This is a genomic window from Devosia sp. A449, from assembly GCF_054489375.1.
This window is the reverse complement of sequence record NZ_JBTMWU010000003.1, coordinates 25,868-40,453: the sequence shown is the minus strand read 5'-3', so window position 1 is coordinate 40,453 and position 14,586 is coordinate 25,868. Positions and strand designations below refer to the sequence as shown.

10 protein-coding genes are annotated in these 14,586 nt (G+C 63.5%); 4 read left to right on the top strand and 6 right to left on the bottom strand.

All coding sequences use genetic code 11. The features are described from left to right. The first annotated feature begins 16 nt into the window (after positions 1-16). The 3 genes from gltB to hpt all read left to right on the top strand — a co-directional run bounded on the left by gltB (position 17) and on the right by hpt (position 6,977). Positions 17-4,726 (top strand): glutamate synthase large subunit, encoded by a 4,710-nt coding sequence (gltB, locus tag ACX3OW_RS09440; RefSeq protein ID WP_459095522.1) that lies wholly within the window; start codon positions 17-19, stop codon positions 4,724-4,726. An 11-nt stretch (positions 4,727-4,737) separates the two neighbouring features. After that, a complete protein-coding gene (locus ACX3OW_RS09435; RefSeq protein WP_459095521.1) occupies positions 4,738-6,165 on the top strand; it encodes a glutamate synthase subunit beta in 1,428 nt (475 codons plus the stop codon). A gap of 272 nt (positions 6,166-6,437) precedes the next feature. After that, the gene (gene hpt / locus ACX3OW_RS09430) at positions 6,438-6,977 is read left to right on the top strand and encodes a hypoxanthine phosphoribosyltransferase (RefSeq protein WP_459095520.1); all 540 of its coding nucleotides are present in this window, start codon (positions 6,438-6,440) and stop codon (positions 6,975-6,977) included. Positions 6,978-6,980: 3 nt separating this feature from the next. Here the strand turns inward: hpt and ACX3OW_RS09425 are convergent, their stop codons facing one another. From ACX3OW_RS09425 to galE, 3 genes are read right to left on the bottom strand one after another with little or no spacing between them, the layout of a single operon-like run. Next, on the bottom strand, positions 6,981-8,156 hold the full coding sequence (locus tag ACX3OW_RS09425; protein ID WP_459095519.1) for an SGNH/GDSL hydrolase family protein: 1,176 nt from the start codon (positions 8,154-8,156) through the stop codon (positions 6,981-6,983). Positions 8,157-8,212: 56 nt separating this feature from the next. Next, the gene (locus ACX3OW_RS09420) at positions 8,213-9,418 is read right to left on the bottom strand and encodes a lytic murein transglycosylase (protein WP_459095518.1); all 1,206 of its coding nucleotides are present in this window, start codon (positions 9,416-9,418) and stop codon (positions 8,213-8,215) included. 4 nt (positions 9,419-9,422) lie between these two features. Further along, positions 9,423-10,409, bottom strand: a complete 987-nt coding sequence (gene galE, locus ACX3OW_RS09415; protein WP_459095517.1) for a UDP-glucose 4-epimerase GalE — start codon at positions 10,407-10,409, stop codon at positions 9,423-9,425. 99 nt (positions 10,410-10,508) lie between these two features. Between galE and galU the strand changes: the two genes are divergently transcribed. Next, positions 10,509-11,393, top strand: a complete 885-nt coding sequence (galU, locus tag ACX3OW_RS09410) for a UTP--glucose-1-phosphate uridylyltransferase GalU (RefSeq protein WP_459095516.1) — start codon at positions 10,509-10,511, stop codon at positions 11,391-11,393. A 126-nt stretch (positions 11,394-11,519) separates the two neighbouring features. On the opposite strand, the gene ACX3OW_RS09405 is transcribed toward galU, so the two are convergent. The 3 genes from ACX3OW_RS09405 to ACX3OW_RS09395 all read right to left on the bottom strand — a co-directional run bounded on the left by ACX3OW_RS09405 (position 11,520) and on the right by ACX3OW_RS09395 (position 14,510). Then, a complete protein-coding gene (locus tag ACX3OW_RS09405; RefSeq protein WP_459095515.1) occupies positions 11,520-12,809 on the bottom strand; it encodes an outer membrane beta-barrel protein in 1,290 nt (429 codons plus the stop codon). 249 nt (positions 12,810-13,058) lie between these two features. Next, the gene (locus ACX3OW_RS09400) at positions 13,059-13,511 is read right to left on the bottom strand and encodes an NfeD family protein (RefSeq protein WP_459095514.1); all 453 of its coding nucleotides are present in this window, start codon (positions 13,509-13,511) and stop codon (positions 13,059-13,061) included. A 3-nt stretch (positions 13,512-13,514) separates the two neighbouring features. After that, complete coding sequence (locus ACX3OW_RS09395; protein ID WP_459095513.1) at positions 13,515-14,510, bottom strand: SPFH domain-containing protein; 996 nt, start codon at positions 14,508-14,510, stop codon at positions 13,515-13,517. Positions 14,511-14,586: the final 76 nt, after the last annotated feature.

The following is a 14,586-nucleotide window of genomic DNA, read 5'->3' as shown; positions in this document are numbered from 1 at the left end:
AGTTGAGGAAAATCAGATGGTCATCAGCCAGGTAGGGTCGTGCCAAGTTCCAACACGGTCATCCGCCGCCGGTCCGCTTAGTGGACGACCGGCGGCGCAAGGATTGTATGACCCGAAAAACGAACACGATGCCTGCGGCATCGGCATGATTGCCAATATCAAGAACCAGCCCAGCCACGAAGTGGTCGAAAAGGGCCTGGAAATTCTGGAAAACCTGGAACACCGGGGCGCTGTGGGCGCCGACCCGCTGATGGGCGACGGTGCCGGCATTTTGGTCCAGACCCCCGACGCCTTCTTCCGCAAGGTGCTCCCCTTCCCCCTGCCCGAAAAGCACCACTACGCTGTGGCCATGCTGTTCTATCCGAACATTGCCGGCCTGCGCGACAAGTGTGCCGCTGCCGTGCAAGCCTGCCTCGAAAGCGAAGGCCTGACGCTGCTTGGCACCCGCGTCGTCCCCACCGACAACAGCCAGCTCAGCCCCGGCGTCATCGCCACCCAGCCGATCATCGAGCAGATGGTGATTGCGCGGCCTGATGCGCTGACGCTGGATGAGTTCGAGCGCAAGCTGCTGATCGCCCGCAAGGTGATCTCCAACACCGTCTATGCCCAGGTGCCCGAGAGCAACAGCGATAACGGCTTTTACGTCGTCTCGATGTCGGCCCGCACCATTGTCTATAAGGGCATGTTCCTCGCCTATCAGCTGGGGCCGTTTTATCCCGATCTGGCGGACGCGCAATTTGAGAGCGCGCTGGCGCTGGTGCATCAGCGGTTTTCTACCAACACCTTCCCGTCGTGGAAGCTGGCCCACCCCTATCGCATGACCACCCATAATGGTGAGATCAACACCATTCGGGGCAATGTGAACTGGATGGCGGCCCGCCAGGCCTCGGTGCATTCCAAGTATTTCGGCGAGGATATCGGCAAGCTCTGGCCGATTTCCTATGAGGGCCAGTCCGACACCGCCTGCTTTGACAACGCGCTCGAATTTCTGGTGCGCGGCGGCTATCCGCTGCCGCATGCGGCGATGATGCTGATCCCCGAAGCCTGGGCTGGCAATCCGCTGATGAACGAGAAGCGCCGGGCGTTTTATCAGTATCACGCCTCGCTGATGGAGCCGTGGGACGGCCCCGCCGCCATGTCGCTGTCCGATGGCCGCTATGTGGTGGCGACGCTCGACCGCAATGGCTTGCGTCCGGCCCGCTATCTGGTGACCAAGGAAGGCCATGTGGTCCTGGCCTCGGAATCCGGCGTCCTGGCGATTCCCGATGAGGATATTGTCGAGCGCTGGCGCCTGCAGCCGGGCCGCATGCTGCTGATCGACCTTGAACAGGGTCGCATCATCTCCGACGACGAGATCAAGTCGACGCTGGCCACTGCCAATCCCTATGCCGATTGGCTGGCCCGTACCCAGATCGTGCTGGAAGACCTGCCCCCGGTTGCCCCCAAGGCGCCCCAGCCGACCGAAGCGCTGCTCGATCGGTTGCAGGCCTTTGCCTATACCCAGGAAGACATCAAGCTGCTGATGGCGCCGATGGCCACCACCGGCCAGGAAGCCGTGGGCTCGATGGGCACCGATACGCCCATCTCGGTGCTCTCCAATAAGGCAAAGCTGCTCTACACCTATTTCAAGCAGAACTTCGCCCAGGTCACCAATCCGCCCATCGACCCGATCCGCGAGGAATCGGTGATGAGCCTGGTGTCGTTTATCGGGCCGCGGCCGAACCTGTTCGATCTGGAGGGCCTGTCCAAGGTCAAGCGGCTCGAAGTGCGCCAGCCGATCCTGACCAATGACGATCTGGAGAAGATCCGCGCTATCGGCGATATCGACACCAACCAGTTCAAGACCAAGACGCTGGACATCACCTATCCCAAGGATAGGGGCGCGGCGGGCATGGAAGCGGCCATCGACAGCCTCTGCCAGCAGGCCGAGGACGCGGTGCGTGGCGAATATAACATCATCATCCTCTCCGACCGGATGATCGCCGCCGACCGGCTGGATATCCCGACGCTGCTGGCGCTGGCCGCAGTGCATCATCATCTCATCCGCAAGGGGCTGCGCACCTCGACGGGTCTCGTGGTCGAAACCGGCGAAGCCCGCGAAATCCACCACTTCGCCATGCTGGCCGGCTATGGCGCCGAAGCCATCAACCCCTATCTGGCGTTTGAAGCGCTGCAATCGCTGCATGCCGAGGGCAATTATCCCGAGGAAGTCTCGGCGGATGAAGTGGTCTATCGCTACATCAAGTCGGTGGGCAAGGGCCTGCTCAAGGTGATGTCCAAGATGGGCATTTCCACCTACCAGTCCTATTGCGGCGCGCAGATTTTCGACGCCATCGGGCTCAGCACCAGCTTCGTCAACAAGTACTTCTTCGGCACCGCCACCTCCATCGAGGGCGTCGGGCTCAAGGAGGTCGCCGAGGAAACCGTGCGGCGTCATACGCTGGCGTTCGGCGATGACGCGGTGTTGCGCCGGGCGCTCGATGTCGGCGGCGAATATGCCTATCGCATGCGTGGCGAGGTCCATGCCTGGTCGCCCGACGTGGTCGCCGATCTGCAGCATGCCGTGCGCACCAAGGACGAAAACCCGGACACGGCGCAGGAGCGCTATGACAGCTATGCCGCGCGGGTCAATTCGGGCGAAAACGGCTTTGTCGCCATCCGCAATCTGCTCGATGTGCGCCCGCTCGGCGCCGCCATCCCGCTCGATGACGTCGAGCCGGCGGTGGATATCGTCAAGCGCTTCGCCACCGGCGCCATGAGCTTCGGCTCGATTTCGCGCGAGGCCCATACCACGCTGGCGCAGGCGATGAACCGCATTGGCGGCAAGTCCAATACCGGCGAAGGCGGCGAGGAGCCCGACCGCTACAAGCCCCTGCCCGATGGCAGCCAGAACCCGATGCGCTCGGCGATCAAGCAGATTGCCTCGGGCCGCTTTGGCGTCACCACCGAGTATCTGGTCAATGCAGATGCATTGCAGATCAAGGTCGCGCAGGGCGCCAAGCCCGGCGAGGGCGGGCAATTGCCCGGCCACAAGGTCGACTGGATCGTCGCCAAGACGCGCCATTCCACCCCCGGGGTAGGCCTGATCAGCCCGCCGCCGCATCACGATATCTATTCCATCGAAGATCTGGCGCAGCTGATCTACGACCTCAAAAACGTCAATGAGCAGGCGGCGATCTCGGTCAAGCTGGTCAGCGAAGTCGGGGTCGGCACCGTGGCGGCAGGCGTTGCCAAGGCGCGCGCCGATCACATCACCGTCTCCGGCTATGATGGTGGCACCGGCGCTTCGCCGCTGACCTCGCTCAAGCATGCCGGCGGCCCATGGGAAATCGGGCTGGCCGAAACCCACCAGACGCTGGTGCTCAACCGGCTGCGTAGCCGCGTCGTGTTGCAGGTCGATGGCGGGCTCAAGACCGGACGCGATGTGCTGATCGGCGCGCTGCTCGGGGCCGATGAATTCGGCTTTGCCACCGCGCCGCTGATCGCCGCCGGCTGCATCATGATGCGCAAGTGCCATCTCAACACCTGCCCGGTTGGCGTCGCCACCCAGGACCCGGTGCTGCGCAAGCGCTTCAAGGGCACGCCCGAGCACGTCATCAACTACTTCTTCTTTATCGCCGAAGAGCTGCGCGGGCTGCTGGCCGCCATGGGCGCCCGCACCCTGCGCGAGCTGATCGGCCGCTCCGACCTGCTCGACCAGAAGTCGCTGCACGACCACTGGAAGGCCGAAGGCGTCGACTTCACCAAGCTGATCTACAAGCCCGAACCGTTGGGCGGCGATACGCTGTATCACTCCGAGGCGCAGAACCATCACCTCGAAGCGGTGCTGGATCGCCAGCTCATTGAACTGGCCCAGCCGGCGCTCGAACATGGCACCCCGGTGCAGCTCGACCTGCCGATCCGCAGCCGCGACCGCTCGGCCGGCGCCATGCTGTCGGGGGCAGTGGCCCGCAAATATGGTCACGAGGGCCTGCCCGACGACTCTATCGCCATCAAGCTGACCGGCACTGCCGGCCAGGCCTTTGGCGCGTTTCTGGCCAAGGGCATCGCCATCGATCTGGTGGGCGACGCCAATGACTATGTCGGCAAGGGCCTCAGCGGCGGCCGCATCGTCATTCGCCCCTCCGAGCAGGCCGGCTTTGATCCGTCCAAGTCGATCATTGTCGGCAATACCGTGCTCTACGGCGCCATTGCCGGGGAATGCTACTTCCGCGGCGTCGCCGGCGAACGCTTCGCCGTGCGCAATTCCGGGGCCGTCGCCGTGGTCGAAGGCACCGGCGATCATGGCTGCGAATATATGACCGGCGGGGTTGTCGTCGTCATCGGCCCCACCGGCCGCAATTTCGCTGCCGGCATGAGTGGTGGCGTCGCCTATGTGCTCGACGAAGACGAGAGTTTCCGCGAGCGCTGCAACCTCGCCATGGTCGAGCTCGAGCCGGTGCCCGAGGAAGAAAATCTGATGCAGCAATTGCACCATCATGGTGGCGATCTGGAATGGCATGGCCGGGTCGATATCTCCGGCGACATGACCCGTCACGATGATGAGCGGCTGCACCAGCTCATCTCCAATCACCTGCACTATACCGGCTCCACCCGCGCCCGGATGATCCTCGACAACTGGGTCGAGATGCGGCCGAAATTCGTCAAGGTGATGCCCGTCGAATACCGCCGCGCCATCCGCGAGATGGAACAGCGTCGGGCCGGTCAGCACATGGCCGCAGAGTAAGGGAGAGCAAAATGGGTAAGGTCACAGGCTTTCTCGAAATCGAACGTGAAGACCCGCGCTATGAGCCGGCGTCCGATCGCATCCGCCATTTTGGCGAATTCACCATCCCGATGAGCGAAGGGCGCATCGTCGATCAGGCGGCCCGCTGCATGGATTGCGGCATACCCTATTGCCATGGCGATACCGGCTGCCCGGTGCATAACCAGATCCCCGACTGGAACGATCTGGTCTATGGCGGGGACTGGGAAGAGGCCGCGCGCAATCTGCACTCGACCAACAACTTCCCCGAATTCACCGGCCGCATCTGCCCCGCCCCCTGCGAGGAAGCCTGCACGCTGAATCTGGAAGACGCCCCGGTCGCCATCAAGACCATCGAACAGGCCATCGCCGACCGCGCCATCCGCAATGGCTGGATCAAGCCGCAATTGCCGAGCCGCAAGACCGGCAAGTCGGTCGGCATTGTCGGCTCGGGTCCGGCGGGGCTCGCCGCCGCCCAGCAACTGGCCCGTGCTGGTCACGACGTGCATGTCTATGAGCGCGAGCCCAAGGCCGGCGGGCTGATGCGTTATGGCATTCCCGACTTCAAGATGGAGAAGGACCATATCGACTTCCGCGTCACGCAGATGGAAGCCGAAGGGGTCACCTTCCACTATGGCGTCAATGTCGGGGTGACCACGACGCTGGCCGAATTGCAGCGCCAACATGATGCAATGCTGCTCGCTGGCGGCGCCGAAAAGCCGCGCCCGGTCGATTCCGAAGGCACGGAGCTGAGTGGCGTGCATTACGCCATGCCGTTTTTGGTGCAGCAAAATCGCCGCCTCGGCGGCGAGGATGTGTCGGGTGAATTCCAGCTCACCGCCGCCGGCAAGCATGTCGTGGTGGTCGGTGGCGGCGATACCGCTAGTGACTGTGTCGGCACGGCGTTTCGCCAGGGCGCCATCGCCGTGACCCAGCTCGACGTCCGCCCGATGCCGCCGGAACTGGAGAACAAGCTGACCAACTGGCCCAATTGGGCGGTCAAGATGCGGACCTCTTCATCGCAAGCCGAGGGCGCCATCCGCGAATTCGCCGCCGGTACCATGAAGATCGTCGGCAACGCGCGGGGCGACGTCACCGGCGTCGAATGCGCCCGCGTCGACCGCACCCGCCAGCCCATCCCCGGCACGGAGTTCATCATCAAGGCCGACATCGTGCTGCTGGCCATCGGCTTTGCCGGTCCGACGCAAGAGGGCATGCTGACCGAACTGGGCGCGCAACTCGACAAGCGCGGCAATCTGTTTGCCGATACCATGAGCTACAAGACCACCACGCCCAAGGTTTACGCCGCCGGCGACATGCGTCGGGGCCAGTCCCTCGTCGTCTGGGCGATCCGCGAAGGCAGGCAGGCTGCTCGCTCCATCGACTTCGAACTGATGGGCAAGACGGATTTGCCACGGTAATATTTGGGGGCCGTCGACCCCGGCGGCCCCACCACCCCGATGTCATCCCGGCCTTGAGCCGGGACCCATCTTGAGATCTCGGGATGGGCCCCGGCTCAAGGCCGGGGTGACACGGTGAATGAGGCGCCATCATGCCTCGGCCGCTCCTTCCCCAATATTTCCACACCGTCACCACCCGGCAATGACGATGGCCAGAAAAAGCAGCGGTGCTGCCCCGTTGCCCACCCGCTGCGAACCGACTAAAACCCCTGCGTCACCCGGCAGGACCAAACATGACCACCAAGCCTTATGTCGTCGACGAACTGATCTCCGCCAAGGCCATCGCCGCGCGCGTTGAAGCGCTGGCCAAGGATATTTCCACCTATTATGCCGGCACCGACAAGCTCGTCGTGGTCGGGCTATTGCGTGGTTCGTTCATCTTCATCGCCGATCTGGTGCGCGAACTCGACCTGCCGGTGGAGGTCGATTTCCTCGAAGCCTCGTCCTATGGCGACGGCACCGAATCGAGCCGGGAAGTCCGCATCCTCAAGGATCTGCGCGGCGAGATTGGCGGGCGCGACGTGCTGGTGGTGGAAGACATTGTCGACACCGGCTACACGCTCAAGCATGTGCTGGAAATTCTCGGTACCCGCCAGCCCGGCCGTATGGAGGTCTGCGCTTTGCTCAACAAGCCGAGCCGCCGCGAGACCGATGTCACCGCCAAATGGGTCGGCTTCGACATTCCCGATGAATTCGTCGTCGGCTACGGCATCGACTACGCCCAGCGCAATCGCAACCTGCCCCATATCGGCGCGGTCAGGTTTACCGAATAGGGCTCACCGTCCCCCGGTATTCCTCACCGGTTCCGCCGTCGGATCAATGCCGACGCCGAACGCATCGACCCGGCCGATGGGCGCCGTCACCAATTGCTCCAGCGTAAACGGCGGCGCGTTGCTGGGCATGTCACTGGCCAGCAGCAGGTCGCCAGCCCGCGCCGGCACCCGGCTGATCGGCACCACCGCCCCGGCCACTTCGAGCAGGCGGATTTGCCCCAGCCCCTGATAGGGCGGGCGCAGCATCGCCGCTGCATCGGTGCCGAGCAGCGGATCGGCCACCGCGATGGAAACCCCGCCGCCGCGATAGAAGGCGCGAATGGTCTGGTTGAGATAGAAGGCCAGCTTGTCCGAGCCGGCGGCGGAAAAATGAATGCCGTCATCCTTGCGCATGCGGGCATTCTGCCCGTTCACATCAGGACCATGGCTGGAATATTTGCCGTCTTCGCCGAGAAACCGCTCATAAATATCGAGAAACTCAGCGCCACCGGAAAAGCTCGCCAGCCGCTGGATATTGCTGATCTGGCTGATGGCGGCGGAATATTCGCTCTTGGCCATTGGCGGCAACCCGACCCAGATCACCGGCTTGCGCGCCGCGCGCAGCTTGCCGAGGAAACTGGCGATGCGCGCCTGATAGGCGGCGTTCCATGGCTCGGTCAGCGGCGCATAGCTTTGGCCGTTGACCGTCAGTTCCTGCCGGTCATTGATGCCGATGATCACCACGGCCAGATCAAAACTGTCGGCGGCAATCTGCTCGGAGATCGCCTTGTCCCAATCAAAATAATCGGCGCGCACGAAGCCTGACGAGCTGACGCCCTGATCGAGCACCACCAGATTGGGGTCTTCGGCATAAAACCGTTCCAGCGCCCGGCTGAGGTCGATGGCAAGGGAATCGCCAAACACCGCCAGCCGCGTCGCATCGGGAGCTTTTTCCACCTGCGGCTTGGGCGGCGGCAGGGCGGCGGGCGCCGCCTGCTGGGTTTGTCGGCGCGGCTGTGTCACCGGAGCCGGCGGCGCCTCGGGCTCGCCGAACAGCAGATCGAACAGGGTGCGGCGCTTGGCCTCCTGCGCCATCAGCACTGTGCCCTGATTTTGGGCAAGCGCCGGCGCCACGTCAACGAAGACGAGCAAGCCGACCAGCAATGCGACAATCAGGCGGATCATGGCTTTCCCGCGCAACAATCTGTTTCCTCTAGCAAAGCCGGCACCGCAACACCATCGACGTCCCCACGATGTTACCGCGCCGCAGCGGCCAGCGCCTCGGCACTGGCGCGGGTGATGAAGCCATCGGCCACCTGCCCCTGCGCTGCCTGAAACCGCGCATAGGCCTCCTGGCTGATCGGCCCCAGCCGCCCATCCACCGCGCCATCATACAGCCCCAGCCGCGTCAGTGCCTGCTGGATCACCTGGCGCTGCACCAGATTGGGCAGTGCCACGCTGCGCGGCCAGTCATCGACAAAGCCGCTGCCGCCCTTGAGCCGGTCGGTCATATGGGCGACGCTCATGGCGTAGCTGTCGGAGAAATTATAGCCCTTCAGCACCAGATAATTCTGCGTCATCAGGAATTTCGGCCCGTCCTTGCCGGCCGGCACATAGAGAAACACCGGCAGATTGCGGTCGGCGAATTGCCGGTTCGCTACCCTTGTAATGCCGCGCTCGGCAAAGAAGGATAGCGGGCGCAATTCGGTGCGGCTGGCCAGCAGATAATCAAAGCCCTCCGGCACCACCACTTCCATGCCCCAATCGAGACCGGGCTGATACCCCAGCCCGCGCAGATAGCGCGCACTGGTGGCCAAGGCATCGGCGAGGGAATTATGCAGATCCACCCGACCGTCGCCGTCGCCATCGCTGCCATAAGCCACCACATTGGACGGATTGACCTGCAAATGCCCGATGGCCCCGGCCCATGAGCCGACCAGCTGCTGGCTATCGAGTGGCCCGCGCTGCACCAGCAGCAAAGCCGCGATCAGATCACCCTCGTCTTCCTTGAGCCTTGTGCGGCGCTGCTGCACCAGGGTCGCCAGCGAACGGATGATCGGGCGGATCAGCTTGTCATTGCCCAGCACCGCGCCATAGTCGGTTTCCATGCCCCAGATGGCGCCCAGCAGATAGGGGTCGACGCCATAGCTCTGGCCGACGCTCTGGAACAGCCCCGACTGCGCAGCAATCGCCGCCTTGCCGCGGGCGATGCGGTTAGCGGTCACCCGCCCGTCGATATAGTCCCAGATCGGCGTGGTAAATTCGGGCTGGGTGGTGACGAGGTCGGGCACGCGTGGATCGGGTGTCAGCCCACCCATCGCCCGGTCATACACCGCGCCATCGACGCCGGCCGCGACAGCCTTGGCGCGAAAATTGGCGACAAAACTGTCAAAGCTCTCGATCGGCTGGGCAAGGGCCGGCAGGCTCAGCAGAACCAGCCAAAGCCCGACCAGCCAGCGCATCACCCTAGCGGTTCCGCGTCATCAGATGGCGTTCCCAGTCATAGGCCGATTGCACGATTTCGCGCAGATCATCATGCCGGGGCACCCAGCCCAGCTGCTGGCGCACTTTTGCGCCGGTGGCGGTGATCGAGGCCGGATCGCCGGCGCGGCGCGGGCCTTCCTCGGCGCGGAAATTGACGCCGGAAACGTCGCGCACCATGTCCACCACCTGCCGCACCGAAAAGCCCTGGCCATAGGCGCAGTTGAGCGTGGTGCTCTGCCCTCCTTGGCGCAGATGTTTCAGCAGCAGCGCATGCGCCGCGATCAGATCGGTGACGTGGATATAGTCGCGGATGCAGGTGCCGTCCGGGGTTTCGTAATCGGTGCCGAAAATATCCATCTTGTCGCGCTGGCCCAAGGCCGTCTGGCAGGCGACCTTGATCAGGTGGGTGGCCAGCGGCGAGGATTGCCCGCTACGCTTGGCGGGATCGGCGCCGGCGACGTTGAAATAGCGCAGCACGCCAAAGGTCATCGGGTGGGCGGCCGCCACATCGGCCAGCATCCATTCGGTCATCAGCTTGGAGCGACCATAGGGCGACATCGGGTTGAGCGGCGTGGTTTCGACCACCGGGGCCAGCCCGGTCATGCCGTAAACCGCAGCGGTCGAGGAGAAGATGAAGTGCTTCACCCCGCTTTTCACCGCCGCTTCGATCAGATTGCGCGAGGTGGCGGTGTTGTTGCCGTAATATTTCAGCGGGTCGATCACCGATTCCGGCACCACGATGGAGCCGGCGAAATGCACGATCTCGGTGATGCCATGCTTGTCGATCACTTTGCGCACATGGTCGATATCGCTGGCGTCGCCCGGCTCGAAAATGGCACGCCCATCGATGGCCCAGTCAAAGCCGGTCACCAGATTGTCCAGCACCACGACCTTCTCGCCCGCATCGGTCAGGTTGAGCACCATATGGCTGCCAATATAGCCCGCGCCCCCGGTTACCAGCACCGCCATGGGATAAACTCCGTAATTTTATAGGCTTAATTCGCCTTGATGATATTTTAGACAGGTTGAGATAGCTTTACAGCCGATCCACGTCACGGAGTATGAGATTTGTCTAAACGCGTCAGAACGGCGGTATTTCCAGTCGCCGGCCTCGGAACCCGTTTCCTGCCGGCAACCAAGGCCCTGCCCAAGGAAATGCTGACGGTCGTCGACCGGCCGCTGATTCAATATGCGGTGGATGAGGCGCGCGAAGCCGGCATCGAGCATTTCGTTTTCGTCACCGGCCGCAACAAGGGCGTCATCGAAGATCACTTCGACCGCCAGTTCGAGCTGGAGACCACGCTCGAAGCCCGCGGCAAGAGCCATGCCCTCGACGAATTGCGCAAGGACCTGCCCTCGGCCGGCCGCACCAGCTTCACCCGCCAGCAGGAGCCGCTCGGGCTCGGCCACGCCGTCTGGTGCGCCCGCGACATCGTTGGTGACAATCCCTTCGCCCTGCTGCTGCCCGACATGCTGTTCAAGGGCGAGCCCGGCGTGCTCAAGCAGATGATGGACACCTATGAGCACACCGGCGGCAATGTCATCGCCGTCGAGGAAGTGCCCGAAAGCGAGGTTTCATCCTATGGCGTGATCGAGCGTGGCGAGGGCCCGGATACCGGGTTCTCTCTCACCGGCATGGTGGAAAAGCCCAAGCGCGAGGACGCCCCGTCCAACCTCATCATCTCCGGCCGCTACATCCTGCAGCCCGACATCTTTGGCCTGCTGGCCAACCAGCAGCGCGGCGCGGGAGGGGAAATCCAGCTCACCGACGCCATGCAGACGCTGATGCAGACCCAGGCCTTCACCGGCGTCAAATATCAGGGCCAGAGCTTTGACTGTGGCTCCAAGATCGGCTTTCTGACCGCCAATGTGGTCTACGCCCTCGACCGCGACGACATCCGCGACGGCTTCATCAAGGAACTGCGCAAGCTCGATCTGGGTGGGCATTTCTAGGGCCGCCTATCTGTCCCCACCCACCGTGTCACCCCGGGCTCGACCCGGGGCCCATCCTGAGATCTCAAGATGGGTCCCGGCTCAAGGCCGGGATGACATCGAGCATGGGGAGAGGGCTTAGCTACGCTACCGCGACAGCGTGATCCCCAGCGTCATCCGATGCGCCTGCTGCACGCCATTGGCGCTGCTGTCGGCATGATCGAAGCCGTAATCGGCTGTCACCGCCGTATGGGCGTTGACCTTGTAGTCGGCGCCGGCGCCGAAGCCATAACCGGTCTCGGTGTCGGGGCTGGCGGTGAATTGCGCCGTGTTCCAGTCGGCCAGCGCCCGCAGCTTGAGCCAGGAATTGACCGTATAGCCGATTTCCGCATTGGCGGTGTAATCGACCCGCGCCGTGCCACCGGCATTGGGGCCGGGCGGCGCCACCGTGGTGGCAAAGCCGGTCGTCAACCGCCAGGTCGGATCGGGCATGAAGCTGATCTGGGCGTCGTAAAGCTGGGTCACCACTTCGCCGAGGCTGCTGGCATCGAAGCGCCGCAGGCCGACACCGACCGAGGCGGTGGCTTCCAGAATCCCGTTCCAGCGGCCGGTCACCCCACCCTTGAGCGTGGTATCGGTGGCGTCGGGCCGCACCAGCAGCACCGATGAGGGCAGGTCGAACACATCGCGCCCCAGCCCGGCCACCCCGAACACTTCGAAAATCGGCGTCGCCTGGAAGCCGACGCGCAGGGCGCTGTCGAGCGACCAGAAATTCTGCTCCGAATTATCGGTGACGCTGCCATTGGTCAGCGTGGTGGCGCCATAGACATGGCGCTCCGCCGCGCCGGTCAGCCCGACATTGAACTTGCCGAACCGCCGCGTGATGCCGAGTTCGGCCCCGCCATTGGTGGTTTGCGGCGGGTTGGCGATGCTGCTGGCCAGTCCCGGCGTGCCCGGCAAGGGCTGGGTCAGCCCCAGGCTGCCGGTGGCGGTGACGCGGGTGACACTGTCGAGGTCGTAGCCGCTCTGCAGCCCCAGCCGCAGCGCGCCAAGCGCGATATTGCCGCCCTCGCTGGGCCGCGTCAGTTCCGCGCTGGCATCGAGATTGATCGCCGAGCGCGTGCCGATATGCTCGAGCCCGACCGTCGGCACTAGCCTCACATCGAAGCGCTCGCCCGCCGTGGCCTTGGTGTAGCTGCCGCGCAGCGCCACCGACCAGTCGACGTCGAAAAATGGATCATAGGGTTCAGCCAGCCCATCGGCATTGGCCAGCACGGGATCGGTTGGATAGACATTGGGGAGCAGGCGTTCATTGTCGACGCCCGAACCATCGCCCAGCGCATGATCGGACGCCGCCAGCGCCGGCGCAGCCAGAAGCAGGGCGGTGAGCGCTGTGGTGCCCGCCCATCTCCATCTGTGCCGCCGACCCAAAGGCAAACTCGCCTCCCCCAAAACTGGAAACGGCCCGCAACAATGCGGCCCCGAGCCCGGCGCAATCCTTCCATCTTATGGTTAACGAAACCTTGCCGGGACTGTGGATAGCAGCCTTTTGGCCTAACAAACTCGATGTCTTCCCGGCCTTGAGCCGGGAGCCATCTTGAGATGGATTTTTAACAAATGATCGGGGGATGGGCCCCGGCTCAAGGCCGGGGTGACACCGTGGATGGGGTTAGATGGCGACCGACCTCAGTCCGCCGCTTCCACCTTCAGCACCGCGCCATCATGGCCGACAATCCGCACCCGGCTGCCAGCCGGCAGATCGGCGCCCGACACGCGCCACACGCTGTCGCCCAGCACGATGCGGCCCATGCCCTGCTCGATGGCCTGGTCCAGCACCGCCTCCTGCCCGATCAATTGGTCGCCGCGCTGGTTGAGCAAAGGCCGGTCGGTATCGGCGGGCCGATCGCGGGTCCAGCGCAGCCACAGCACGATGCTGACCAGCGACAGCACACCAAAGATCAGCCATTGCATCGGCCAGCTGATCGGCTGGAACAGCGTCATCAGCCCGGTGACCAGCCCCGAAATCCCCATCCACAGCAGGAAACCGCCCGGCAGCACCAGCTCCAGCGCCAGCAGGATCAGTCCCGCCACGATCCAGGACCAGCCGCCATAACTGATGATGAAGTCGATAATCTGCATGATTTATCCCTGTTGGCCGCCGCTGCTGGGCGGGCGACCCGAGCGCGGCTGCGCCGGTGCGCCACCGCCAAAGCTTTCCCTGGCGATCTCGGCAATGCCGCCAATCGCGCCGATGACGCTTGAGGCTTCCAGCGGCAGCATGAGGATTTTCTGGTTGGGCGAGGTGGCGATGGCTTCGAGCGCCTTGATGTAATTATTGGCAACGAAATAATTGATCGCCTGCACGCTGCCACTGGCGATGGCCTCGCTGACCATGGTGGTCGCCTTGGCTTCGGCCTCGGCCGAGCGCTCGCGCGCTTCGGCATCGCGGAACGCCGCTTCCCTTCGCCCTTCGGCTTCCAGCACCTGCGCCTGCTTGGCGCCCTCGGCCTGCAAAATCGCCGATTGCCGGCGGCCCTCGGCTTCGAGAATCGCGGCGCGCTTTTCGCGTTCCGCCTTCATCTGCCGCCCCATCGATTCCACCACATCCTTGGGCGGATCGATATCCTTGATCTCGATACGGGTAATCTTGACGCCCCAGGGCGAGACCGCCGCATCCACCACCTTGAGCAGGCGATGGTTGATCTCGTCGCGATTGGACAGCAGCTCGTCCATATCCATCGAGCCCATCACCGTACGGATATTGGTCATGGTCAGATTGAGGATGGCGTTTTCCAGCCCCGAGACCTCATAGGCCGCCGCCGCTGCATCGAGGATTTGATAGAAGGTCACGCCATTGGCGGTAATGGAAGCATTGTCGCGGGTGATTACCTCCTGGTGAGGCACCTCGAGCACCTGCTCCATGACGTTGATCTTCTTGCCGATCTTGTCGATGAACGGCACGATTAGGTTGAGGCCCGGCTTGAGGGTGCGGGTATATTTGCCGAAGCGTTCAATGGTGTAATTGAACCCCTGCGGCACCGTCTTGGCGCCGGCGAACAGCACCAGCAGCGCCAGAATACCCAGGCCGATCAGCGTGATACTGAGGCCATCCAGGGCGAAGCCGTCAAATAATTCCATCGCTAATGCTCTCCTGATCTGCGTTGCGGCGACAATATGGCCGCCCATTAACCAGCGCAACGCCGCGACTCGGAAC